20 protein-coding genes and 5 pseudogenes are annotated in these 24,648 nt (G+C 37.3%); 16 read left to right on the forward strand and 9 right to left on the reverse strand.

Annotated features, from left to right (window positions below; translation table 11 throughout):
* Positions 1-2: 2 nt before the first annotated feature.
* Positions 3-743 carry an amino acid ABC transporter ATP-binding protein gene (locus O3599_RS04985; protein ID WP_023946889.1) on the reverse strand — a complete coding sequence of 247 codons (741 nt, stop codon included), beginning with the start codon at positions 741-743 and terminating at the stop codon, positions 3-5.
* Positions 743-2,908, reverse strand: coding sequence for an ABC transporter substrate-binding protein/permease (locus O3599_RS04990; RefSeq protein ID WP_247939889.1), 2,166 nt, complete (start codon positions 2,906-2,908; stop codon positions 743-745). The genes O3599_RS04985 and O3599_RS04990 overlap by 1 nt, the downstream gene beginning before the upstream one ends.
* A gap of 173 nt (positions 2,909-3,081) precedes the next feature.
* On the opposite strand from O3599_RS04990, the gene O3599_RS04995 reads away from it, so the two are divergent.
* From O3599_RS04995 to O3599_RS05015, 5 genes and pseudogenes are all read left to right on the forward strand, one after another.
* Positions 3,082-4,035, forward strand: coding sequence for a CPBP family intramembrane glutamic endopeptidase (locus O3599_RS04995; RefSeq protein WP_247939890.1), 954 nt, complete (start codon positions 3,082-3,084; stop codon positions 4,033-4,035).
* A 76-nt stretch (positions 4,036-4,111) separates the two neighbouring features.
* Entirely contained in the window at positions 4,112-6,100 is a 1,989-nt protein-coding gene (gene uvrB, locus O3599_RS05000) for an excinuclease ABC subunit UvrB (RefSeq protein ID WP_247939891.1), read from the forward strand.
* A gap of 156 nt (positions 6,101-6,256) precedes the next feature.
* Positions 6,257-7,375, forward strand: a complete 1,119-nt coding sequence (locus O3599_RS05005) for an ATP/GTP-binding protein (RefSeq protein WP_143952027.1) — start codon at positions 6,257-6,259, stop codon at positions 7,373-7,375.
* Positions 7,368-8,201, forward strand: coding sequence for a hypothetical protein (locus O3599_RS05010; RefSeq protein ID WP_143952028.1), 834 nt, complete (start codon positions 7,368-7,370; stop codon positions 8,199-8,201). Before O3599_RS05005 ends, O3599_RS05010 begins: the two co-directional genes overlap by 8 nt.
* A gap of 293 nt (positions 8,202-8,494) precedes the next feature.
* Positions 8,495-8,729, forward strand: a pseudogene (locus O3599_RS05015) (DUF1697 domain-containing protein); the annotation flags it as partial.
* 589 nt (positions 8,730-9,318) lie between these two features.
* Here O3599_RS05015 and O3599_RS05020 read toward each other — a convergent pair.
* Positions 9,319-10,112, reverse strand: a pseudogene (locus O3599_RS05020) (IS5 family transposase); the annotation flags it as partial.
* 46 nt (positions 10,113-10,158) lie between these two features.
* Here O3599_RS05020 and O3599_RS05025 point away from each other — a divergent pair.
* Together O3599_RS05025 and O3599_RS05030 are read left to right on the forward strand one after the other, a co-directional pair.
* Positions 10,159-10,440 (forward strand): annotated as a pseudogene (locus O3599_RS05025) (hypothetical protein); the annotation flags it as partial.
* A gap of 23 nt (positions 10,441-10,463) precedes the next feature.
* On the forward strand, positions 10,464-10,931 hold the full coding sequence (locus tag O3599_RS05030; RefSeq protein WP_143952029.1) for an 8-oxo-dGTP diphosphatase: 468 nt from the start codon (positions 10,464-10,466) through the stop codon (positions 10,929-10,931).
* On the opposite strand, the pseudogene O3599_RS05035 reads toward O3599_RS05030, so the two are convergent.
* A pseudogene (locus tag O3599_RS05035) lies at positions 10,928-11,005 on the reverse strand (DNA-binding transcriptional regulator); the annotation flags it as partial. The gene O3599_RS05030 and the pseudogene O3599_RS05035 sit on opposite strands and share 4 nt — an antisense overlap.
* Before the next feature lie 133 nt (positions 11,006-11,138).
* Between O3599_RS05035 and O3599_RS05040 the strand changes: the two are divergent.
* The 7 genes and pseudogenes from O3599_RS05040 to O3599_RS05070 form a co-directional block, all read left to right on the forward strand.
* Positions 11,139-12,116: a LacI family DNA-binding transcriptional regulator gene (locus O3599_RS05040; protein ID WP_143952030.1), complete on the forward strand. Its 978-nt coding sequence runs from the start codon at positions 11,139-11,141 to the stop codon at positions 12,114-12,116.
* Positions 12,113-13,024 (forward strand): ribokinase, encoded by a 912-nt coding sequence (gene rbsK, locus O3599_RS05045; RefSeq protein ID WP_247939498.1) that lies wholly within the window; start codon positions 12,113-12,115, stop codon positions 13,022-13,024. Before O3599_RS05040 ends, rbsK begins: the two co-directional genes overlap by 4 nt.
* Entirely contained in the window at positions 12,999-13,397 is a 399-nt protein-coding gene (gene rbsD, locus O3599_RS05050; RefSeq protein WP_000759835.1) for a D-ribose pyranase, read from the forward strand. The genes rbsK and rbsD overlap by 26 nt, the downstream gene beginning before the upstream one ends.
* A gap of 13 nt (positions 13,398-13,410) precedes the next feature.
* Positions 13,411-14,889, forward strand: a complete 1,479-nt coding sequence (locus O3599_RS05055; protein ID WP_033685159.1) for a sugar ABC transporter ATP-binding protein — start codon at positions 13,411-13,413, stop codon at positions 14,887-14,889.
* A 1-nt stretch (position 14,890) separates the two neighbouring features.
* Entirely contained in the window at positions 14,891-15,835 is a 945-nt protein-coding gene (gene rbsC / locus O3599_RS05060) for a ribose ABC transporter permease (protein ID WP_247939496.1), read from the forward strand.
* 99 nt (positions 15,836-15,934) lie between these two features.
* On the forward strand, positions 15,935-16,900 hold the full coding sequence (locus O3599_RS05065) for a substrate-binding domain-containing protein (protein ID WP_000691495.1): 966 nt from the start codon (positions 15,935-15,937) through the stop codon (positions 16,898-16,900).
* A gap of 77 nt (positions 16,901-16,977) precedes the next feature.
* Positions 16,978-17,118, forward strand: a pseudogene (locus O3599_RS05070) (DNA mismatch repair protein MutT); the annotation flags it as partial.
* Here O3599_RS05070 and O3599_RS05075 read toward each other — a convergent pair.
* From O3599_RS05075 to coaB, 5 genes are all read right to left on the reverse strand, one after another.
* A complete protein-coding gene (locus tag O3599_RS05075) occupies positions 17,115-17,630 on the reverse strand; it encodes a transcription repressor NadR (protein WP_033685158.1) in 516 nt (171 codons plus the stop codon). The pseudogene O3599_RS05070 and the gene O3599_RS05075 sit on opposite strands and share 4 nt — an antisense overlap.
* A gap of 11 nt (positions 17,631-17,641) precedes the next feature.
* On the reverse strand, positions 17,642-18,169 hold the full coding sequence (locus O3599_RS05080) for an ECF transporter S component (protein WP_247939495.1): 528 nt from the start codon (positions 18,167-18,169) through the stop codon (positions 17,642-17,644).
* A 173-nt stretch (positions 18,170-18,342) separates the two neighbouring features.
* Positions 18,343-18,906, reverse strand: coding sequence for an ECF transporter S component (locus O3599_RS05085; RefSeq protein ID WP_004254189.1), 564 nt, complete (start codon positions 18,904-18,906; stop codon positions 18,343-18,345).
* On the reverse strand, positions 18,890-19,441 hold the full coding sequence (coaC, locus tag O3599_RS05090) for a phosphopantothenoylcysteine decarboxylase (RefSeq protein ID WP_371512188.1): 552 nt from the start codon (positions 19,439-19,441) through the stop codon (positions 18,890-18,892). The genes O3599_RS05085 and coaC overlap by 17 nt, the downstream gene beginning before the upstream one ends.
* An 11-nt stretch (positions 19,442-19,452) precedes the next feature.
* Positions 19,453-20,142 (reverse strand): phosphopantothenate--cysteine ligase, encoded by a 690-nt coding sequence (gene coaB, locus O3599_RS05095; RefSeq protein WP_371512190.1) that lies wholly within the window; start codon positions 20,140-20,142, stop codon positions 19,453-19,455.
* Between the two features lie 225 nt (positions 20,143-20,367).
* Between coaB and O3599_RS05100 the strand changes: the two genes are divergently transcribed.
* Both O3599_RS05100 and pcrA read left to right on the forward strand, forming a co-directional pair.
* Positions 20,368-22,038: a formate--tetrahydrofolate ligase gene (locus O3599_RS05100; protein WP_371512192.1), complete on the forward strand. Its 1,671-nt coding sequence runs from the start codon at positions 20,368-20,370 to the stop codon at positions 22,036-22,038.
* Between the two features lie 314 nt (positions 22,039-22,352).
* Complete coding sequence (gene pcrA / locus O3599_RS05105) at positions 22,353-24,644, forward strand: DNA helicase PcrA (RefSeq protein ID WP_371512193.1); 2,292 nt, start codon at positions 22,353-22,355, stop codon at positions 24,642-24,644.
* Positions 24,645-24,648: the final 4 nt, after the last annotated feature.

The following is a 24,648-nucleotide window of genomic DNA, read 5'->3' on the forward strand; positions in this document are numbered from 1 at the left end:
GTTTAGACGTTTAAGACCTTGTCCAAGAACTCTTTCAGACGTGGGTGTTGTGGGTTATCAAAGATTTGATCAGGTGTTCCGTCTTCTAGGAATTCACCGTCTGCAGTAAAGATAACGCGGTTGGCAACTTGACGGGCAAATCCCATTTCATGGGTTACGATAATCATGGTCATACCTTGCTCAGCCAATTCCTTCATAACGTTCAGTACGTCTCCGACCATCTCAGGGTCAAGGGCTGAAGTTGGTTCATCAAAGAGCATGATATCTGGGTTCATTGCAAGTCCACGAGCGATGGCCACACGTTGTTTTTGACCACCTGATAGGCTATCTGGGTTAGCATTAGCTTTATCTGCTAGCCCAACCTTCTCAAGCAACTCCATTCCCAATTTCTCAGCTTCTTCCCTAGTCATCAACTTGTGCTCGATAGGAGCAAAAGTAATGTTGTCCAATACAGACATATGAGGGAAGAGGTTAAAGTGTTGGAACACCATTCCGATATTTTCACGAACGTGGTCAACGTTGGTTGTTTTTTCAGTTAAGTCATAGCCGTTCACAGTGATGTGACCGCTCGTAACTTCTTCTAGAAGATTAAGGCTACGGAGGAAGGTCGACTTACCAGATCCTGAAGGACCGATGATACAAACAACATCTCCTTCATAGAATTTAGTTGTGATTCCTTTTAGAACCTCATTTTTTCCATAGTGCTTGTGTAAATCATTTACATCAATTTTTAATTTTGCCATTAACGAATCCTCTTTTCTAAGCGTTTCGCTAGTCTAGTCAAAAGTGTGATAATTACAAGATAGAAGATAGCAAGGATTGCATACATCTTGAAACTTTGGTAGTTACGGGCGATGATAATCTTACCAGTTTGGAAGAGTTCAACCAAACCGATAGCAGATACGATGGTTGTATCTTTAAGAGCGATAACGAATTGGTTAACAAAGTTTGGCAACATCAATTTAGTCGCTTGTGGCAAGATAATCTTACGCATGGTTTTTCCATAAGAGATACCCAAGCTTCGGCTGGCTTCCATTTGGCCAACCGGAACGGCCTGAATACCACCACGAACGATTTCAGCGATATAAGCAGCAGCATTGAGTGAGAGGGCAATAGTACCAGCTACGAAGTCGTTAATTGGACTTTGTTGTCCTGTGATGGACTCGATGAAGTTTGGAATTCCCCAGAAGATGAAGGCTGCAAGAATCATCAAAGGGATACCACGGATAACGTCAACGAAAATCTCAGAAATCAGACGAAGAGATTTGTAGGGGCTGACACTAAACATACCGAAGATAATCCCGATAACAATGGCAATAGCAAATGAGATAAGAGCTAGAGCAAGAGTGATACCAAGACCGCTAAGGAGCTGTTTGTAGTTGTTTTGAAGCAAGCCCCAGATAGTTGTCTCATCAACAGTGCTTGTTGAAGCAGTTGATGACTCACTAGCTAGGTATTTATCAAGAATCTTTTGAAATTCTCCGTTTGCTTTAAGGTTTGCAAGTCCGTTGTTGAACATTTCAATCAATTCTGGATTTGCTCCCTTTTTAACGGCAAAGGCTGTTTCACCGATTGGAGTTCCAGCGATTGGAGTTTTCAATTTTTGTCCTTGACTGATAGAATATTTGAGGACAGGTTCATCATCCATAACGGCATCGATGGCACCAGTGTTTAAACTGTCATACATTGATGAACCATCAGCGAAGGTTTTGATTTTGTAACCGTATTTGCTTTGATTTTCTGTTAAGAAGGTTTGAGAAGCAGTTCCGTTTTTAACACCAACTGTCTTCCCTTTTAAATCTTCATAAGAAGCAATGGTGCTTGATTCTTTGACACCAAGGATTGTATTAGCAGTGTAGTATGATTCTGAGAAGTCAAAAGTTGCCTTACGAGCATCTGTGACAGACATACCAGCAATGATACCATCAGCTTGTCCAGCTTGAACAGCACTGATAGCAGCATCAAAACCAGGGTTGGTGATTTCAATTTCAAAACCTTGGTCTTTAGCGATGGCCTTAATCAAGTCCATATCAATACCAGTAAATTGGTTGCTTGAATTTTGGAAAACAAAAGGTGCAAAAGAAGAATCGCTGGCAATAATGTATTTAGCTTTAACAGGAATGGCTTTTAATCCTGCTAGAGTAGTTGTAGTTGGCACTGCTGAAGATGATGAAGCAGTCCATTTCTTGATGATTTTATCAAGACTACCATCTTTTTTCATTTCAGCCAAGGCTTGGTTAAATTCAGTGACTAGGTGCTCGTATTTGCTTCCTTTTTTAACACCGAAAGCAAAACTTCCTACAGCTTCACCATCCATTTCAATATGGAGGTCTTGACCTTGGTTAATGGCATATTCGATAACAGGTTTGTCATCCATCATGGCATCGATGGCACCAGCACTCAAGCTGTTGTTCATCAAATCACTAGTGTCAAATGTTTTAATAGTAAAGCCGTATTTATCTTTGATTGTTTCAAGAAAACGTTGAGCAGCAGTTCCGTTTTTAACACCAACGGTTTTGCCAGTTAATTGGTCATATTTACTAATCTTGTGTGCCTTTGTAGTTGCAATGACAACTTTTGTATCATAGTAAGTATCAGACATGGTGAAGACTTTTTCACGTTCTTTCGTCTTTGTCATCCCTGCCATGATAGCGTCAGCTTGACCAGCTTGAACCGCATTTACCGCTGCATCAAATCCAGGATAGGACATCTGAATGTTCCATCCTTTAATCTCAGCGACTTTGTTGATAATGTCAACATCAATTCCTTTATAAGTTTGATCTGAATCTTTAAACTCAAAAGGTGCATAGGCGGTATCAGACACAATCTTAATAGTTTCTGCCTTTGCAATACCTAATGAGAAAATTGGGAATAAAATTAGCAAAAATGCTAGAAATTTTTTCTTCATTTTTAGTCTCCTTTTCCGAATATTTTCCCATTATATCAGAAAAAACTAAAAAATGCAAATCTAGGAGCTTTTATGTTAGAAGATATAACATAAAAGCTTTTTATTTCTTTCTTGAACTGCTACCACAAAGTGCTATAATAATAGTATATAATGGAAGAAAAGAGGACGGAGATGTGAAGAACAAAAGAATTTTTAAAGACTTCCAAGCTTCTCAAATGCGGTTAAACCTCTACACAAGCCCCTTGTTAGCCTTTGCTTTTGTCTTTATAGGAGAGTTTGTGGCTTATACTTTATATGGTATTAGTTTGTTAGCTCTCATCGGACTTGCTAGAAATTTTGGAGAGAGTGGTCAAGCTTTTGCTGCCTTCTTACAAACCTTGCTTCAGAGCTTGACGGATAAAACAAGTGACTTTCGTTTAATTTTAGAATTGCTGTCCTTTGGTTTCGTTCTCAACACTGTGTTCAGATGGACTAGAAAAGTTGAGAAAAGACCTATTCGAACCTTGGGATTTTATAGAGAGAATTTCTTCAGCAATCTTCTTAAAGGATTTGGTATAGGTCTGGCACTTTTTCTTCTGACCTTGTTAGGTTTAGTAGCATTAGGGCAATATCGTTTTGAGTCCATTCACTTGAATCCTTATTCGCTAGCCTTTGTCATTTTTACCGTTCCATTTTGGATTTTACAGGGGACAACAGAAGAAGTGGTGGCCCGTGCTTGGCTCCTTCCTCAATTGGCCTCAAGAACCAATCTAAAACTAGCTGTTCTTATATCTAGCCTGTTCTTTACCCTGCTTCATGCGGGAAATTCTGGTCTCACCCCTCTATCTCTAGTGAATCTCTTTTTATTCGGAGTTGCCATGTCACTTTACCTCCTCAAAACAGATACAGTTTGGGGTGTAGCAGGTATTCATGGGGCTTGGAATTTTGCTCAGGGAAATCTTTTTGGGATTTTAGTTAGTGGTCAGCCGTCAGGAACGTCTTTGATGACCTTTTTACCACAAGGTAATCAAGATTGGCTATCAGGTGGCTCTTTTGGGATAGAAGGATCTATCATGACAAGTCTGATCTTGCTACTGCTGATTGTCTATCTCGCTTATCAATTAAAGAAAGAAAATGAAAGGATGTGACTTCGGTCCGTCCTTTTCTTCGTGAAAATGTTACAAGTATGCTAAAATAGGAATAGCACATCAAGAGAGGATTCTTATGATTAACCGCATTACTGACAATCAATTTAAACTAGTATCAAAATATGAACCATCAGGAGACCAACCCCAAGCTATCGAGCAGTTGGTTGATAATATCGAGGGGGGCGAAAAAGCTCAGATTCTGATGGGGGCGACTGGTACAGGGAAGACCTATACCATGAGTCAGGTCATTTCCAAAGTCAATAAACCCACTCTGGTCATCGCCCACAATAAGACTCTGGCAGGACAGCTCTATGGGGAGTTTAAGGAATTTTTCCCTGAGAATGCTGTTGAGTATTTTGTGTCTTACTATGATTATTACCAGCCAGAGGCCTATGTTCCTTCTAGTGATACCTATATTGAGAAGGACAGCTCTGTCAATGACGAGATTGATAAACTCCGCCACTCAGCGACTTCGGCTCTTTTGGAGCGTAATGATGTCATTGTTGTGGCTTCTGTCTCTTGTATCTATGGTTTGGGTTCGCCCAAGGAATACGCTGATAGTGTCGTTAGTCTCCGTCCAGGTCTTGAAATTTCTCGTGATAAACTCTTGAATGACTTGGTTGATATCCAGTTTGAACGTAATGATATTGATTTCCAACGGGGAAGATTTCGTGTGCGTGGGGATGTAGTGGAGATTTTCCCTGCTTCCCGTGATGAACATGCCTTTCGAGTGGAGTTTTTCGGAGACGAGATTGACCGTATCCGTGAGGTTGAGGCTCTGACAGGCCAGGTATTGGGAGAAGTGGATCATTTGGCGATTTTCCCAGCTACTCACTTTGTGACCAATGACGACCATATGGAAGTGGCTATTGCCAAGATTCAGGCAGAGTTGGAGGAGCAGTTAGCTGTCTTTGAGAAGGAAGGCAAATTACTTGAAGCTCAGCGTTTGAAGCAGCGGACAGAGTACGATATCGAAATGCTGCGCGAGATGGGCTATACAAATGGGGTTGAAAACTATTCACGCCATATGGATGGCCGTAGCGAAGGTGAGCCACCTTATACGCTTCTCGACTTCTTTCCAGATGATTTCTTGATTATGATTGACGAGAGTCACATGACTATGGGACAAATCAAAGGTATGTACAATGGTGACCGTTCGCGTAAGGAAATGCTGGTTAATTATGGTTTCCGTTTGCCATCAGCTTTGGACAATCGTCCTCTCCGTCGGGAGGAGTTTGAGAGTCACGTTCATCAGATTGTTTACGTTTCAGCGACACCTGGTGACTATGAAAATGAACAGACCGAGACAGTGATTGAGCAAATCATTCGTCCAACAGGACTCTTGGATCCAGAGGTAGAAGTCCGTCCGACTATGGGACAGATTGATGACCTTTTGGGTGAAATCAATGCCCGTGTTGAAAAGAATGAACGAACCTTTATCACCACTTTGACTAAGAAAATGGCAGAGGACTTGACCGACTACTTCAAGGAAATGGGTATCAAGGTCAAGTACATGCACTCGGATATCAAGACCTTGGAACGGACGGAGATTATCCGTGATCTGCGCTTGGGTGTCTTTGATGTCTTGGTCGGAATTAACCTGCTCCGTGAAGGGATTGACGTACCTGAAGTGAGTCTCGTAGCCATTCTAGATGCTGACAAGGAAGGCTTCCTCCGTAACGAACGTGGCTTAATCCAAACTATTGGACGTGCTGCCCGTAACAGCGAAGGACATGTCATCATGTATGCGGACACGATGACTCAGTCTATGCAACGTGCCATTGATGAAACTGCCCGCCGTCGGAAAATCCAGATGGCTTATAATGAAGAGCATGGTATCGTACCTCAAACCATCAAGAAAGAAATCCGTGATCTTATTGCCGTGACCAAGGCAGTTGCTAAGGAAGAGGACAAGGAAGTCGATATTAATAGCCTTAATAAACAAGAACGCAAAGACCTCGTCAAGAAACTAGAAAAACAAATGCAAGAAGCCGTTGAAGTGCTTGACTTTGAACTAGCAGCTCAGATCCGTGATATGATGCTGGAAGTGAAGGCGTTGAATTAGGGGAATTCGTAAATGTAGTGTGATAATGAATTAGACAATTTTTACTGATATAAAGCCCCATTTTTAATATACTGTGGGCATATCTTGCACTGAGTGAAAATTTATTGTATAATCAAAATATCCGTAATTTTTTTACGGCTAATAGGAGGTATAAAAATGTTACAAAAATTTAAGGTAAAAGGTTTTAAAAATTTTACATCACAAATTGAGTTTGATTTAACAGCTGGAAATTATTCATTTAATGATAGTATTGTAAAAAATAATATTGTTACTACTGCAGTTATATATGGTGATAATGCCTCGGGCAAATCAAACCTAGGTTTAGCTATAATGGATATTATAACTCATCTGACAGATAATGAAAAAAATATTAATGATTATAAAAAACATTTTTTAAATCTAGAAACTACGCCTGAGTATGCCAAATTTGATTATACATTTAATTTTAATAATCACATTGTAAAATATAATTATTGTAAAAAAGAGTATGATGTGATTTTATATGAAGAATTATTCATAGATAATGAATTGATTGTTAAATACGATAGGCAGGAGCAGATTAAAACAATAAATCTTAAAAATGGTGGTGAAATAAATTTTGAAAAATTAAGAGATGATCAATCACTGGTAAAACTTGCCTATGTTTATTCGACAGGTGGTGATCAGGAAGAAGATACAAAAGATGCTATTTTTGATAGATTTATTAAGTTTGTTGATTCAATGTTATCATTTGATTCAATTTATGGAAATCATTATCAAGGATATACGACAGGACGTGGACAAATCGCTGAAATGATTATTAAAAAAGATAAGGTTAAAGAATATCAACAATTTCTTTCTGAGGTTGGTATTCATTATGAATTGTTTGAAAAAGAGATTGATGATTCGAAACATATTTTTGCAAAATTTCCATCGGGAAAAGAGGCTAATTTCTTTAATATTATGTCTAAAGGAACTCTAGCTTTATCTTTATTTTTCATGTGGTATATGCAAATAGTAGATGGAATTCAATTTTTGTTTATTGATGAATTTGATTCTTATTTTCACCATAATGTATCTAGAGTGTTAATAAATAAATTAAAATTCTCACCGGTTCAAGTTGTTTTGACTACACATAATACTGCAAATATGTCTAACTCTATTTTAAGACCTGATAGTTATTTTACTATTTCTAATAATAGAATTGCTAATATTGCGGATCGTTCTGGTCGTGAAATACGTCAAGCACAAAATATAGAAAAAATGTATCGAGCAGGTAGTTTTGATAATGAGTAATATACTATTTATTGTTGAGGGTATGGTAGATGAGCCAAGATATATAAACCAATTTATTGAATATCACCAATCATGTATGGTAACAAATGGAAATAATGTTATTCCAATTGTTGTTCAGAGTTATGGGACATTAATATATGATTTATATAAAAGAATCTCCAAGTATTTAGAAGAGGATGAATTTGAAACGATTCCTGTCCTACTAGAAATATTAAAAGATAAGTCCATAAAGTATAGTGATGAGCTAGAAGATCATGAAAAGTTCTCGGATATTTTTCTATTTTTTGACTTAGATGCACATTATCACTACAAGAAAGATAAAAGGAATGATCAGGTTTATAAGGAGATTAATAAACTTTTGTCCTTTTTTAATGAATCAACTGACAAAGGAAAACTACTAATTAGTTATCCTATGTTTGAAGCTTTAAAATGCTTTAAAGATGATTTTATAAATGGGAGTAATGTATTGTGCCATTTGTTTGATATTTATGAGGTTAAGAAGAAAGGTAGCAGTACAACATTCAAGGAAAAATATAAGTGTATATCTTCGGAGAGTTATAAAAATCCGGATTATTCTAAAGAGAAGATTGAAAAATTGGTCCAATATTTTATATTGTGTTCTTTCTATTTGGTTGAAAATGAAATCGATATTTCCAATTCTGAAACTATATTTATAAAACAATATGAAAAATTAATTAATCCTAGTGAACAGGTTCTTATTTTATCTGCTTTCCCACATTTTATAATTGATATTTTTGGAATAGAGCCATATTGTAAAATTTGGGATTGGACTTTTACATTTAAAAATATTTCTGACTATAGTTAAAGCTCCTTATATTATTGATTGTCGGAAGTGATGTTACAGTAACACTACTGTTAATTAAGAAAAATATAACTAACTTGGATAGATTTAGCATTTTTATTGACTACTGCTATACTTACCGTATTACCTTATGTGAAAAAGATTGATATTACACAATTAGGTTCAGTGGAGTTTAGAAGCGGTGAACAAACTTCAAAAGAGAAGTAATAGAATATCATCAGATACAACTTACTATTTTAGCCTTACTGAATAGATAAAAGGAGCACTATAGGCATTATGCGCTTTTACTCCGTGAAATCAATATCGGTGGAAAAATCAAGGTCGTCATGTCTGATTTGAAGAAGGTTTGGCTGAGTTGAGTTTTGAAAATCCAGTTTTCTACATCAATAGTGGTAATCTTTTGATTTTCCTCTGCCTTTTGTCCTTGTCAACTCTTCCATGCTTGAAAAGGAAATAGCAAATCTACTTACATGGTGGCAGGATGAAACAGCCTTTCAGCTAGATGTTCTCTTTTTTCTACAAGCAACTAATTATCCGAAACGGTAAGACTTTCTAGAAGATAGTGGAGTTGGTGAATGAGAAGTAAGAGCGAAAATAAAAGTAAAAGTTCAGGAGAACAAGTTTAGTCTAGGGTTGGAAAAACATTGGGTAGTAGAAGCTTTTTAAAATTATTTAGTCTTAATAGTTGCTGTAATTAGTGTGGGATATTTAACTTTTGGTAATGAGAGCATTCCTGCTTCACTTCGTCATTTTAATTATATTAGTCCTTTATATGTATACTTGTTCCTATTGGTGCTTATTCTTTATTATTCTCGATTTGGTAGCTTGATTAAAGATGGAAATGTTCTTTGCAATCTTTAATCAGCTATGTTTGCTTTCCCATTTGTTACCTACCTAATCTCTTTCTTCAACCTATTATTTACTATGGTGATTTTAATATATAATAAAAAGGAGAAAAAACATTACCAAAGAAAATTTCTTAAAGGTATTTTCATTTAAAACACTCTATCTAGACTTGCTAACCTTTGTAATTCTTCATTTGATTTTGTTAGTTTTGGGTCTATCCTTTACTTCGGTCTTGTGGAATAGCTGGTTTTTTATTAGAGTTCCTGCGAAACCAGAATCCTAGTTCACTGTTGATAATGCCAGCAATCAAATTTATTCGTAATCCAAAGAGTTTACGTCGATTTCGATAGGTTGTTTAAAACATTTTAAACGTTTTTACTTTGTCAAAAATATTCTCAACCTTGATTCTCTCTTTAGATAGCACATGATTATAGGATTTATCTTCAAGAGTTAGTGGCTTAAGTTTCCTCGAAGTTTGCGCTTGTGAATACATCTTCATGTTTCCTTGATAACCACTGTCAGCCAAGATCTTGCCAGCTTGTCCGATATTTCTGCGACTCATTTTGAACAACTTCATATCATGGCAATAGTTCACTGCAATATCCAAAGAAACAATTCTCCCTTGGCTTGTGACAATCGCCTGAGCCTTCATAGCATGACATTTCTTTTTAAAAGAATAATTGGCTAGTTGATTTTTTAGGACGATTGATTTTTACCTCTGTTGCATCCACAATCACCGTATCCTCAGCACTAAGATGAGTTTTTGAAATCGTAAAGCCACTTTGAATAAGAGTTGCTTCAACCCATTGACTCCGACGGATTAAGTTGCTTTCGTGAATGCCAAAATCAGCCGTAATTTGTTCATAAGTGCGGTATTCTCGCATGTATTGGAGAGTAGCCATGAGGAGGTCTTCTAGGCTTAACTTAGGGCTTCGTCCACCTTTTGCGTGTTTAAGTTGATAAACTGTTTTTAACACAGCTAACATCTCTTCAAAAAGTAGTGCGTTGAACACCAACAAGGCACTTAAATCGTGCATCAGTTAATTGTTTACTTACTTCATAATTCATAGTTTTATTGTATCATATTTTGTTTCGCAGGAAGTCTATTCGTTATTTGACTTTCTTTATACATCCATGGATAGTCTTTTTTAGGATAAGAGATTTTCATTGGTATCACCTCATTTTTGAATTATTCAATGCACTAGTGGCACTTTACTTTAGTTTTTCAGCCTTTTTGCTTTGTCAATCATTCTGAGTTCAGTCATTTCCATTAATATAGACTATCATATACAAAATAAAGAAATTATCATTGTCAGAGGTTTTGTAGCAACATCATGAATTGATCAATTCCTTTATCATGAAGTCAGCAGTAGAATACAACGAAGATCTGTTTTAATAACTTAGAAAGCGAGTAAATTTATGTCCCGTTCCCAATTAACGATTTTAACAAATATTTGTCTGATTGAAGACCTCGAAACCCAGCGCGTGGTTATGCAGTATCGCGCTCCTGAAATCAATCGCTGGTCTGGTTATGCCTTTCCTGGAGGTCATGTAGAAAATGGTGAGGCTTTTGCGGAGTCTGTTATTCGTGAAATCTACGAAGAAACAGGGTTGACTATCCAAAATCCTCAACTGGTTGGCATTAAAAATTGGCCTCTGGATACAGGCGGACGCTATATCGTCTTTTGTTATAAGGCGACTGAGTTCTCTGGTAGCCTTCGCTCTTCAGATGAAGGAGAAGTTTCTTGGGTGCAAAAAGACCAGATTCCAAACTTGGATCTGGCCTATGATATGTTACCCTTGATGGAGATGATGGAAGCTCCGGACAAATCTGAATTTTTCTACCCTCGCCGTACAGAAGACGATTGGGAGAAGAAAATCTTCTAGTCTTTTACTAAATAACCTAGCTGATCCAAGGCCTCCTCGATATAGTGGAGGTCTTGTTGTGTTTCGTATCTAATAGTAATAGGAGATTAGTAAAAACATGTGTACTCTGAAATAAATTTAAAATATTTCTAAAAAAGTATTGACAAAACAAAAGAAAACGCTTACTATATAAATAAGGGAACGGTTCCACAATAAAAAGGAGGAGTGATGACTACAATAAAACAGGTTGCTGAAGAAGCTGGAGTATCAAAGTCAACAGTTTCAAGATATATTTCGAAAAAAGGCTATGTCGGAGATGATGCGAGAGAAAAGATAAAAAATGCTATCAAGAAATTAAATTACACACCAAATGTATTAGCACAATCTTTAAAAACTAAAAAAAATCAAATGGTAGGACTCTTATTGCCAGATATTTCTAATCCCTTCTTCCCAAGATTGGTTCGAGGAGCCGAATCATATTTGAAAGATAAAGGTTATAGGATTATGGTTGGTACTATTTCAGATCATGATTCGTTAGAAGAATATATAAACCTTTTGTTAAAAACAAATGCAGCTGGTATTATAACAACCCTTGACTTTACAAAGGAATTTCCAAATCTAACATTACCTGTTGTTGTGGTTGACCGGATTAGTAAAGATACAGGCTATGGTGTTTTTTCTGATAATCAGTTGGGTGGACGTTTGGCTGCTAAAGCAATTTGGGATGCTGGCGCTGAGCAGGTTATGATCATCAAAGTTTTAGATGATAAAGCTGAGAATATTGTGGAACGATTTGAAGCAAGTTTAAACTATTTGAGGAATAAAAATTTAGAAATTTGTATTGAAGAAAGTGAAACTTTTGACTTTGAAAAAATTCAAAAAGAAGCTAAAGAGAATCTAAAAAGAAATCCAAATATTGATAGTATTATAGCACCTTCTGATATTCATGCGATAGCTTATATTCATGAAATTTTAGCAATTGGGAAAAAAATTCCAGATGATATTCAAATCATTGGTTATGATGATATTGTACTTAGTCAATTTATTTATCCTTCTTTATCAACTATCCACCAATCATCATATAAAATGGGAGAACAGGCTGCAAAGCTAATCTATAATATGGCAAATAAGTTCTCTATAGATGAAGCTAAAATTAAACTCCCTGTTAGGTACATAGAAAGAAATACATTAAGGAGAAAGAAATGAGTAAAATTGTTGTTGTTGGAAGCATTTCAATGGACTTAGTTATGAGAACAAAAAGGATTCCAGAAGGAGGTGAAACGATTTTTGGCGATTCATTTAATATAGTTCCAGGTGGAAAAGGTGCAAATCAAGCTGTAGCTATTGGTAGATTATCCAGTGTTGAAGATAATATTTACATATTTGGAAACGTCGGAGAAGATATTTTTTCAGCAGATTTACTAAGTAATCTGCAAAATAATAATATTTCTACAGAACGTGTGGGAACGGTACCACAATCTACAGGAGTTGCACAAATTACTTTATATGGAGGTGATAATAGGATTATTTATTATCCCGGAGCGAATAATTTAGTTAAAACAAATGATTGGAAAAATGAGTGGGAATTGATTAGTGATGCAAGTATTGTTGTATTACAAAATGAAATACCACATGAAGCCAACTTATCTATAGCTAAATTTTGTCAAGAAAATAAAGTTAAGGTGCTTTACAATCCTGCACCAGCTAGAGAAACGGATATAGAGATGATTCCTTTTTGTGATTTTATTACTCCTAATGAGCATGAATGTTCAGAGCTTTTTCCAGATAAGAAATTAGAAGAAATTATTAAAATTTATCCTAATAAAATGATTGTGACATTAGGAGTTGAAGGTTCTATTTATTATGATGGGGCAGCAGTTCAGAAGATTCCTGCTATAAAAGCAGAAGTAGTTGATACTACAGGAGCAGGAGATACGTTTAATGGTGCTTTTGCTTATGCTATCTCAAAAGGAAAAGAGATGAATGTTGCATTGTCCTTTGCAACGATTGCTTCACATCTTTCTGTTCAAAGATTTGGAGCGCAAGGAGGTATGCCTAGTTTGAAAGAAATAAAGGAGCATTCAGGATATGAAGAAATATGGGATTTTAAATAGTAATATAGCAAAACTAGCTGATGATTTAGGTCATATGGATTTGGTTTGTATCGGAGATTTAGGATTACCAGTTCCAAAAGGTGTTGATAAAATTGATTTAGCATTAAGAAAAGGCAGTCCAAGTTTTTTAGAAGTTTTAAAAGAATATTCAGATCATGTACTTATTGAAAAAATTTTCTTAGCAGAAGAAATTAAGGAAAAAAACAAAGAACAGTGGCAAGCAGTTCTAGATCTTTTAGGATCGAATATAATTATTGAATATATTAGTCATGAAGAATTGAAAGCTATGAATACTAAAGTTAAGGCAGTTATTCGCACTGGGGAAGATACACCATATTCGAATATAATCTTGCAATCAGGAGTTATTATTTAGAAGGAGGTTGCCTATGAAAATTGAAATGAAGAACATTTCAAAATCTTTTGGGAATAATCGTGTTTTAGAAAGTATTGATTTGGTTCTTAATTCAGGAGAAGTTCATGCTTTAATGGGGGAGAATGGCGCAGGCAAATCAACCTTAATGAATATTTTAACTGGACTTTTTCCAGCTACTTCAGGAACTATTTTTATTGATGGAAAAGAAAAAACATTTTCTAATCCTCAAGAGGCAGAACGGTTTGGACTGAGTTTTATTCATCAGGAAATGAATACTTGGCCAGATATGACTGTACTTGATAATCTTTTTTTAGGAAGAGAAATTAAAAATTCGATTGGGTTTCTAGATAAAGTTAGTATGGAAAGGAAAGCTAAAGAAGCATTTAAACGTCTTAATATCTCTATTCCTCTCGATGCAATCATTGGTCAATTATCAGTCGGACAACAACAAATGATAGAAATAGCAAAATGTTTATTATCAGAAGTTTCCTTGTTAATTATGGATGAACCCACAGCAGCTTTAACTGATCGTGAAACTGAAACACTTTTTAAAGTGATAGAAGGATTAAAATCTGATGGTGTAGGTATTGTGTATATTTCACATCGGATGGAAGAAATCTTTAAGATCACAGATCTTATAACTGTTATGAGGGATGGGTTTGTAATTGATACCAAGAAAACGAAGTTAACTAATGCAGATGAATTAGTTCAGAAGATGGTAGGCCGTGAATTAGAAGATTATTATCCAGAAAAAAAGGCTGAGATTGGGAATATTGTTTTTCAAGCTAAGAATCTTTCTGGTGATGCTTTTACGGATATTTCTTTCTATGTACGTCAAGGGGAAATTCTTGGTTTTTCTGGTTTGATGGGTGCTGGTCGTACTGAAATAATGCGAGCAATTTTTGGAATTGATTCTTTAAAATCTGGTCAAATTATAATAAACGGAGAACAACTGATAATTAAAAATCCTTTTGAAGCAATTAAGCATGGAATTGGTTTCTTAACAGAAGATCGTAAAGATGAGGGATTGATTTTAGATTTTTCTATTAAAGATAATATGACTTTACCTAGTACTCGTGATTTTGTTAAAAATGGCATTTTCGATAATAAAACAAGTGGTATATTTGTACAACGCTTAATTGATAGGTTACAAATTAAATCAGGTTATCCAGATAAGGAAGTTGGGACACTTTCTGGTGGTAATCAACAGAAAGTAGTTTTAGCAAAATGGATAGGTATTGCACCAAAAGTACTGATTTTAGATGAGCCAACTCGTGGGGTAGATGTTGGAGCTAAGCGTGAAATTTACCAATTAATGAATGAATTAGCTGAACGAGGTGTACCGATTATTATGGTCTCTTCAGATTTACCAGAAGTGATTGGAGTCAGTGATCGCATTATGGTCATGCATGAAGGTAGAATTAGTGGGGAATTAACACGTCGAGAAGCTACACAAGAAAAAGTTATGCAACTAGCTACAGGAGGACAATAGTGTGAAAAATACTATGAAGTACATGTCAGAATTGACAACGGTAATAGCATTGATAATTTTAATGGCTGTCATCACTATTATCAATTCAAATTTTTTAACAGCAAATAATCTGTTAAATTTACTATTGCAAGTAACATCAAATGCACTGATTGCTTTTGGAATGACTTTTGTTATTCTAACAGGTGGAATCGATTTATCAGTAGGATCAATTTTAGCCTTATCCAGCGCGCTAACAGCAGGTTTATTAGGATCTGGAATGCCTGTTACGTTAGCAATTCTCATCTCTTTAATTTTGGGTTGCATTCTAGGTATGATGAATGGGTTATTGATTTCCTACGGGAAATTAGCTCCATTTATCGTCACTTTAGCGACTATGACTATTTTTAGGGGAGCAACACTTGTTTATACAAATGGGAATCCTATTACAAAAGGATTAAGTGATACATTCTTATTTCAATTTTTGGGGCAAGGTTACATAGTCGGAATTCCATTTCCTGTAATTATTATGTTTATTGTATTTATTATTTTATATGTTTTACTTCATAAAACAGTATTTGGTAAATCTGTGTATGCTATAGGGGGGAATGAAAAAGCAGCATATATATCAGGTGTGAAACTAAATAAAGTGAAAATTATCATTTATTCAATTTCAGGTATAATGGCTTCAATTTCTGGATTGATTATAACATCACGCTTAAGTTCTGCTCAACCAACAGCAGGTGCTAGTTATGAAATGGATGCTATTGCAGCTGTTGTTCTTGGGGGAACCTCATTATCAGGAGGTAAAGGTCGTATACTGGGGACTCTAATAGGTGCTTTAATTATTGGAGTTTTGAATAATGGACTTAATATTATTGGTGTTTCAGCATTTTGGCAGCAAGTAGTAAAAGGAGTTGTAATCTTAATTGCTGTTCTGATTGATCGTTTTAAAGTTGTAAAACAGTAGAATCATTTTCAATTTTTTTGGAAATAGTAACAATTTATTAGATGACGAACAATAGTCGGGATGGAAACTATCCCTATATATATTAAGAGGAGTAATAACATGAAAATTATTAAAAAAATTAGCATTTTTGCTTTGTTTGTAACATTTATTTTTGCTTTAGTAGCTTGTGGAAAAACTGGTTTAGGAAATTCATCAAATGATAATAAATCTACGACTCAAAAGTCGGCAAAAGAATTAAAATTAGGAGTTTCTATTTCGACTACTAACAATCCCTATTTTGTAGCTATGAAAGATGGTCTTGAAAAAGCCGCAGGAGAAAAAGAAGTAACTTTGAAGATAGCAGATGCACAAGATGATGCTGCTAGACAAGCAGATGATATTCAAAATTTTATTAGTCAAAATGTAGATGCTTTACTAATTAATCCAGTTGATTCTGATGCAATTGTTACATCTATTAAAGCTGCTAATAATGCAAACATTCCGGTAATCTTAATTGACCGCGGTAGTAATGGTGGTGAAGTCTTGACAACTGTTGCTTCTGATAACGTAGAAGCAGGTAAAATGGCTGCAGAATTTATTACCAAGCAATTGGGAGAAAAAGCAAAAACTTTTGAATTATCAGGAGTCCCTGGCGCTTCTGCAACTGTAGATAGAGGTAAAGGATTTGAACAAATTTCAAAGACAAATTTAGATGTTCTTTCTAGTCAATCCGCTAATTTTGATCGCGCAAAAGCTTTGAATACAGCGCAAAATATGATTCAAGGAAACAAAGAAGTACAAGCAATCTTTGCACAGAATGATGAGATGGCGTTAGGAGCTGCACAAGCAGTAAAAGCAGCTGGTCTTAGCAATGTATTAATTGTTGGTATTGATGGTCAACCAGATGCACATGATGCTATTGCAAAAGGTGATATTACTGCCACTATTGCTCAGCAACCAGCTAAGATGGGTGAAATTGCTATTCAATCAGCAATAGATCATTATCAAGGGAAAAAACTGGAAAAAGAAACAGTTTCTCCAATTTATCTTGTGACTAAGGATAATGTTGATCAACATAACTGGTGATATATTTTTAGTAAGCAAGTAGTTGTTAATTTTCATTCAATGTGGTTTTTAAATATCATTGTTACTATTTGAACTATTGGGTGCAAAAAGACCAGATTCCAAACTTGGATCTGGCCTATGATATGTTACTATTGATGGAGATGATGGAAGCTCCTGACAAATCTGAATTTTTCTACCGCCACCGTACAGAAGATGGCTGGGCGAAGAAAATCTTCTAGTCTTTTACTAAATAACCTAGCTGATCTAAGGCCTCCTCGATATAGTGGAGGTCTTGTTGTGTTTCGGCTTCAACTAGGTGGTAATGGATACCATCTGTCAATTCAGATAAAGGTTTAAAATCAGAATGCTCGACTTGTTCTAGAAAATGTTGAACGTCTCGGCGGCAAGACAGTTTCAGCAAGGTTTCAATTTCTCCATAAACGGGATGGTCAATCAAGGTGTTTTGAACACGTCCGCCATTATCTACGATAGCAAGGAGTTCTTGACCGATTTCTTCAACTTCATGTTTCACTTTGAAAAGTTTGTGAACATAAGGATTGGTTTCAATTTGCTTATAGACGTAGCCACGATTAGTGGATAGGATAGGAGCGCCATCGGCTCTTAAAATTGCAATGTCCTGTACAATGACCTGACGTGTGACATGAAAATGTTCCGCCAAACTTTGGCCATTAAGGGCTTTAGGAGCTTCTTTCAAGAGTTGGAGCAGGGCTTGTTTGCGATCTTTTGTCATAGTTCTTCCTTTTAACGGCGTTTGCGAAGCACTTTATAGACAGCTAGTGCTAATGTATAGTCTACCATACTATGAATAATTGTACCAAATCCAACTAGTACAAATAGAACATAAAACATATTTTCTACATTGGTACCAGAAGTTGCGTAAAAAACGACACAAGCTAATACTTCAGCAAGGGCATGGACAAGCGCTAACACAAAGTTGAAAACCCAGGAAGATTTTGGTTTATCTAGGGTATCGGGGAATTTTTGTAGGTAAAGAGCCCCCAAAGTCCCAAAAAAGATATGGGAAAAAGCTCGAAAAACGATAACCATGGGATAGCCAGCTATCAAAAATCCAAAACTAGAGGCTAGGATGACAAAAACAGCCATCAAGGGCGATAAGAACATGGCAATAAAAATAGCGATATGGCTCCCAAGAGTGTAAGAAGCAGGTGGGATGACAATCTTGAAAGGCATAACAATTGGAATCAAAATCGCAATAGCCGTTAAGAGGGCAGTCATTGTCATAAATTGTGTCTTTTTCCGTGTATTCATAAGAATCTCCTTTTTGACTGTATATACACTAGTATAGTATAACAAACAAGACAATAAAGCAAGGATTTACTTAAGTTTATAGGCCATTTTAAATTAAATATTGGTAAAGATTTCACTAAAAAAAACTGTATAGAGCAACATCTCCACCTTCAAGCTTGAAAGTGGAGATGTTTTTATTTTTTCAAAGTCTGTAGTCTTGGAACAATAGCTAGAGTAAGAATTGCGGAAATGACTAATTCGGCAATCGAATTTGTTGAGATAACGGTTGCTAGGAGTTTTTGGATATTACCATCAAAGACATTTCCAAAAAGGTAGAAAATTCCACCAAGTACAAAGACTGTGTTGGTAAGTGAACCTAGGGCACCAGCTAAAATCAGACCAGTCTTGTTTTTCATTAGTTTATAGACTAGATAAGGAGTTAAACCAATCAAAATACGTGGGACGATGGCAATGATAGCTGAGTAGATGTTCCCATTTGGTACGAAGGGAGAGAAGAGGTAGCTTGTCGGTAGAATTGTAATTGTGTTAACCGTCAAACTAAGTAGCCCCATCAAAAATCCAAGTGTAACACCAACGCGTGGACCGTAGATAATGCTGGCAATAATGACAGGAATATGAACGATGGTCGGTTTGATTGGGAATGGAAAAAGGTTAAAGATAAGTGAGCTCAGAAAGTGTATCACGAGCATGGTTGCAAAAAAGATAGCAATGGGTGCAATATTAGAGCGTTTTTTCATCGAGAGTTTCCTTTATTCTTTCTAAAATAATTGTGAGGTCGGCTAAAGCTCCTCGTCCATGGTCTCCACAAGCTAGTAGGGATTCCTTAGGAGCAATCAGCTGATAGCCGTAGGTTTTTAATGTTTTCAGATTAGCCTGAGTTGCTGGATGGTCATACATTTTTGTATTCATAGCTGGTGCGATGAGTTTGGGAATATGACTTGGCAAGGCTAGAGCTGTACTGGTTACCATATTGTCCGCAAAGCCGTGGGCTAGTTTTGCAATAGTGTTAGCTGTTGCAGGGGCCACGATAAATAAATCTACTTTTTTTCCAAGTTCGATATGATTGACTTGATCAGGATATGGTTCCTTCATGACATCCAAGTGAACAGGATTCTGTGAGAGTACCTGTAGTGTCAAAGGTTGGATAAACTCTGTAGCAGCCTGAGTCATTAAAACAGTGACTTGATGACCTTGTTTTTTTAGAGAACTGACTAAATCTGTCGACTTGTAAGAGGCGATTGATCCCGTTACAGCCAAGAGAATATGTGCCATAGCTTTCCTTTCTATGAATGATAGGCTTGAATCTTTTCAAGGAGGAGTTCTGCAATTTCTTCTTTAGTCTGGACTGTTTGAAGCCGATCTTTCTCAACAAAGATTGCACGATGCTGGTTTGCTGAGATTTGAGTCAGGTCATTTGCAATAATTAAGTCTGCTTGGTTCTTGATAAGACTTTTTCTGGCAATCTCGATGAGATAATCCTCAGAGACATCAACCAGCAGTTTGAAACCAATCAGATGAATAGCAGGATTCCATTCCTTGACTAGAGAGATGATTTTGGGTGTCTTTTTTAGGAACAAAACCTGAACCTCGTCAGTTGAAGAAATCTTAGCTTGATGATTTTGCTTGCTTAAAAATTCTTCTAGATTGGAACTAGATTGAACTTCCTCAAACCCTGTCATATAGACAGGAGTGTAATCAGATACGGCCATCGAGTGAATCAAGACCTGATAGTCCTTGACACGTTCTTGCATTTCAAGGAGAAGATCGTTTGTATTGTTAATTTCTTGAATGCTTAGGTTGGGATGGGCTTCTGGCTTTAGAGCTCGTTTTGTTGTTATTAAACAAACTTCATGCCCTGCAGCAAGCAAGGTTTCTGTTATGATTTTCCCCAAGCGTCCTGTAGAATGGTTAGTGATAGAGCGGACGCTATCGATAGCTTCACTGGTACCGCCCGATGTAACTAAAATTTTCATAGCACTATTGTACACAAAAATAAACGGTAAGTAAAATGAAAGTGATAAAATTTTGGTAAAAGGAAAGAATATAGTTTCAAACTATAAAGCCATATAAAATTTAAGAAAGGACTCTAAAAACCTTAAAAACAGGGATATTTACGAACGTTTAGAGGGTTTTTGGATGTTAAAAATCTTGTTTTGTGTTATAATGAATTATCATATAAGAGGTTAGAGGAGTTTTGAATGAAAACAGATATTGAAATCGCACAGAGTATTGAGTTAAAGCCAATTGTTGATGTTGTAGAGAAGCTTGGTATTTCTTACGACGATTTGGAGTTGTACGGAAAGTACAAGGCTAAGCTCAGCTTTGATAAAATTCGTGCAGTTGAGAGCAATCCAGTTGGAAAATTGATTTTGGTTACTGCCATCAACCCAACACCAGCAGGTGAAGGAAAATCAACTATTACAATTGGTCTTGCGGATGCCTTGAACAAGATTGGCAAAAAAACCATGATTGCTATCCGCGAGCCATCTCTTGGTCCAGTAATGGGAATTAAGGGTGGTGCGGCAGGTGGTGGTTATGCCCAAGTTCTGCCAATGGAAGACATCAACCTTCACTTTACTGGAGACATGCATGCCATTACTACTGCCAACAATGCTCTTTCTGCCTTGATTGACAATCACTTACACCAAGGAAATGAGCTTGGAATTGACCAACGTCGTATCCTCTGGAAACGTGTTGTGGACTTGAATGACCGCGCCCTTCGTCATGTGACCGTTGGACTTGGTGGTCCTCTAAATGGTATTCCACGTGAGGATGGCTTTGACATTACTGTCGCTTCAGAAATCATGGCAATTCTTTGCTTGGCAACGGACATCGAGGACTTGAAACGCCGTTTGGCTAATATTGTCATCGGTTATCGCTATGACCGTACCCCTGTTTCTGTAGGTGATTTGCAGGTTGAGGGTGCTTTAGCATTGATTTTGAAGGATGCTATTAAGCCAAACTTGGTTCAGACAATTTACGGTACACCTGCCTTTGTACACGGTGGTCCATTTGCCAATATCGCTCATGGATGTAACTCTGTTTTGGCAACGACAACAGCCCTTCACTTGGCTGATTACACAGTTACTGAAGCTGGTTTTGGTGCAGACCTTGGTGCTGAGAAATTCCTTGATATTAAGACACCAAACTTGCCAACATCTCCAGATGCAGTTGTTATCGTCGCAACCCTTCGTGCCCTTAAGATGAATGGTGGTGTAGCTAAAGACGCTTTGACAGAAGAAAATGTAGAGGCAGTTCGTGCAGGTTTTGCCAATTTGAAACGCCATGTTGAAAATATCCGTAAGTTCGGTATTCCAGCAGTTGTTGCGATTAACGAATTTGTATCTGATACAGAATCTGAAATTGCAGCCTTGAAAGAACTTTGTGCCTCAATCGATGTACCAGTTGAGTTGGCAAGTGTCTGGGCTGATGGCGCAGAAGGTGGAGTAGCTCTTGCTGAAACTGTTGTCAAGACTATCGCTGAAAACCCATCTAACTATAGACGTTTGTATGACAATGACCTTTCTGTCCAAGAAAAGATTGAAAAGATTGTTACTGAGATCTACCGCGGTAGCAAAGTGAACTTTGAGAAGAAAGCTCAGACACAAATCGCTCAAATCGTTCAAAATGGTTGGGACAAATTGCCAATCTGTATGGCTAAGACTCAATATAGTTTCTCAGACAATCCAAATGCACTTGGAGCACCTGAAAACTTTGAAATTACTATTCGTGAATTGGTACCAAAATTAGGGGCAGGCTTTATCGTTGCCCTAACTGGTGATGTCATGACTATGCCAGGTCTTCCAAAACGACCAGCAGCCCTCAATATGGATGTTGAAAGCGATGGAACAGTATTAGGTTTGTTCTAGTATATTGAAATTGACTTTATACTCTTCGAAAATCTCTTCAAACCACGTCAGCTTCACCTTGCCGTATATATGGTTACTGACTTCGTCAGTTCTATCTGCAACCTCAAAGCAGTGCTTTGAGCAACCTGCGGCTAGCTTCCTAGTTTGCACTTCGATTTTCATTGAGTAATAAATGAGTTTGGAGATTTTAATCCAAGCTCATTTTTTATCTAGATATAAGGAGTTGCCTTCTATACGTAACCAGTCTAGGTAAAGATATTTTCCCTAAATTCTGATATAATAGAAATAGTGACTTCAAGAGTAAGGAAGAGAAGATGAACACATTATTAAATGGAATGAATGACCGTCAGTCTGAGGCGGTGCAAACGACAGAAGGTCCCTTGTTAATCATGGCAGGGGCTGGTTCTGGAAAGACCCGAGTTTTGACCCACCGTATCGCTTATTTGATTGATGAAAAGATGGTCAATCCTTGGAATATCTTGGCTATTACCTTTACCAACAAGGCTGCGCGTGAGATGAAGGAACGTGCTTACGGACTCAATCCAGCTACTCAGGACTGTTTGATTGCGACTTTTCACTCCATGTGTGTTCGTATTCTACGTCGTGATGCGGACCATATTGGCTACAACCGCAATTTCACTATTGTAGATCCTGGTGAACAGCGAACTCTCATGAAACGGATTCTCAAGCAGTTGAACTTGGATCCGAAAAAATGGAATGAACGAAGCATCTTAGGGACTATTTCCAATGCTAAGAATGACTTGATTGATGATGTGGCTTATGCTGCCCAAGCTGGTGATATGTATACGCAAATCGTGGCCCAGTGTTACACTGCTTATCAAAAAGAGCTTCGTCAGTCGGAGTCGGTTGACTTTGATGATTTGATTATGCTGACCCTGCGTCTCTTTGATCAGAATCCTGATGTCTTGACTTACTATCAACAGAAATTTCAATACATTCACGTTGATGAGTACCAAGATACCAACCATGCCCAGTATCAATTGGTCAAACTCTTGGCTTCCCGTTTTAAAAATATCTGTGTGGTTGGGGATGCGGACCAGTCTATCTACGGCTGGCGTGGTGCTGATATGCAGAATATTTTGGACTTTGAAAAGGATTATCCCCAAGCCAAGGTTGTTTTGTTGGAGGAGAATTACCGCTCAACTAAAACCATTCTCCAAGCGGCTAACGAGGTTATTAAAAATAATAAAAACCGCCGTCCTAAGAATCTCTGGACCCAGAATGCTGATGGGGAGCAAATCGTTTACTATCGTGCCAATGATGAGTTGGATGAGGCTGTATTTGTAGCTAGAACCATCGATGAACTTAGTCGCAGTCAAAACTTCCTTCACAAGGATTTTGCAGTTCTCTATCGTACTAATGCGCAGTCTCGTACTATTGAGGAAGCCCTTCTTAAGTCCAATATCCCATATACCATGGTTGGAGGAACTAAGTTCTACAGTCGTAAGGAAATCCGCGATATTATTGCTTATCTCAACCTCATTGCTAATTTGAGTGATAATATCAGTTTTGAACGTATTATCAACGAACCTAAACGAGGAATTGGCCCAGGCACTGTTGAGAAAATCCGTGATTTTGCGAATATGCAAGATATGTCTATGCTGGATACTTCAGCAAACATCATGTTATCTGGTATCAAGGGTAAAGCAGCCCAGTCTATCTGGGATTTTGCCAATATGATTCTGGATTTGCGGGAGCAACTGGAACAGTTAAGCATTACTGAGTTGGTTGAGGCCGTCCTAGAAAAAACAGGTTACGTCGATATTCTAAATGCTCAAGCGACTTTAGAAAGCAAGGCTAGGGTTGAAAATATTGAAGAGTTCCTCTCTGTGACGAAAAACTTTGATGACACCTCTGATGTGTCAGAAGAGGAAACTGGTCTGGATAAATTGAGTCGTTTCTTAAATGACTTGGCTTTGATTGCGGACACAGATTCAGGTAGTCAGGAGACATCAGAAGTTACCCTAATGACCCTGCATGCTGCCAAAGGTCTCGAGTTTCCAGTTGTCTTTTTGATTGGGATGGAAGAAAATGTCTTTCCGCTTAGCCGTGCGGCTGAAGATCAAGATGAATTGGAAGAAGAGCGCCGTCTGGCCTATGTTGGAATTACGCGTGCAGAGAAAATTCTCTATCTGACTAATGCCAACTCACGCTTGCTTTTTGGTCGTACCAACTACAATCGTCCGACTCGTTTTATTAATGAAATTAGTTCAGACTTGCTTGAGTATCAAGGATTGGCGCGCCCAGCCAATACAAGCTTTAAGGCATCTTATAGCAGTGGTGGTCTTGCCTTTGGTCAAGGTATGAGTTTGGCTCAAGCTCTTCAAGAACGGAAACGCAATGCTGCACCAAAATCTATCCAGTCAAGTGGTCTCCCATTTGGTCAATTTACAGCTGGAGCAAAATCAGCGTCTAGCGAGGCAAATTGGTCCATTGGTGACATTGCCCTCCACAAGAAGTGGGGAGAGGGAACTGTCCTGGAAGTTTCAGGTAGCGGTGCTACGCAGGAATTAAAAATCAATTTCCCAGAAGTTGGTTTGAAAAAACTTTTAGCTAGTGTAGCCCCAATTGAGAAAAAAATCTAATTTT

It is taken from the genome of Streptococcus sp. 27098_8_103 (assembly GCF_041432345.1).
Taxonomy (GTDB): domain Bacteria; phylum Bacillota; class Bacilli; order Lactobacillales; family Streptococcaceae; genus Streptococcus; species Streptococcus mitis_BV.

Coding starts and splice junctions, on each gene's coding strand:
- O3599_RS04985 (WP_023946889.1), bottom strand. CDS start 743: ATGGCAAAATTAAAAATTGATGTAAATGATTTACACAAGCACTATGGA.
- O3599_RS04990 (WP_247939889.1), bottom strand. CDS start 2,908: ATGAAGAAAAAATTTCTAGCATTTTTGCTAATTTTATTCCCAATTTTC.
- uvrB (WP_247939891.1), top strand. CDS start 4,112: ATGATTAACCGCATTACTGACAATCAATTTAAACTAGTATCAAAATAT.
- O3599_RS05005 (WP_143952027.1), top strand. CDS start 6,257: ATGTTACAAAAATTTAAGGTAAAAGGTTTTAAAAATTTTACATCACAA.
- O3599_RS05010 (WP_143952028.1), top strand. CDS start 7,368: ATGAGTAATATACTATTTATTGTTGAGGGTATGGTAGATGAGCCAAGA.
- O3599_RS05030 (WP_143952029.1), top strand. CDS start 10,464: ATGTCCCGTTCCCAATTAACGATTTTAACAAATATTTGTCTGATTGAA.
- O3599_RS05040 (WP_143952030.1), top strand. CDS start 11,139: ATGACTACAATAAAACAGGTTGCTGAAGAAGCTGGAGTATCAAAGTCA.
- rbsK (WP_247939498.1), top strand. CDS start 12,113: ATGAGTAAAATTGTTGTTGTTGGAAGCATTTCAATGGACTTAGTTATG.
- rbsD (WP_000759835.1), top strand. CDS start 12,999: ATGAAGAAATATGGGATTTTAAATAGTAATATAGCAAAACTAGCTGAT.
- O3599_RS05055 (WP_033685159.1), top strand. CDS start 13,411: ATGAAAATTGAAATGAAGAACATTTCAAAATCTTTTGGGAATAATCGT.
- O3599_RS05065 (WP_000691495.1), top strand. CDS start 15,935: ATGAAAATTATTAAAAAAATTAGCATTTTTGCTTTGTTTGTAACATTT.
- O3599_RS05075 (WP_033685158.1), bottom strand. CDS start 17,630: ATGACAAAAGATCGCAAACAAGCCCTGCTCCAACTCTTGAAAGAAGCT.
- O3599_RS05080 (WP_247939495.1), bottom strand. CDS start 18,169: ATGAATACACGGAAAAAGACACAATTTATGACAATGACTGCCCTCTTA.
- O3599_RS05085 (WP_004254189.1), bottom strand. CDS start 18,906: ATGAAAAAACGCTCTAATATTGCACCCATTGCTATCTTTTTTGCAACC.
- coaC (WP_371512188.1), bottom strand. CDS start 19,441: ATGGCACATATTCTCTTGGCTGTAACGGGATCAATCGCCTCTTACAAG.
- coaB (WP_371512190.1), bottom strand. CDS start 20,142: ATGAAAATTTTAGTTACATCGGGCGGTACCAGTGAAGCTATCGATAGC.
- O3599_RS05100 (WP_371512192.1), top strand. CDS start 20,368: ATGAAAACAGATATTGAAATCGCACAGAGTATTGAGTTAAAGCCAATT.
- pcrA (WP_371512193.1), top strand. CDS start 22,353: ATGAACACATTATTAAATGGAATGAATGACCGTCAGTCTGAGGCGGTG.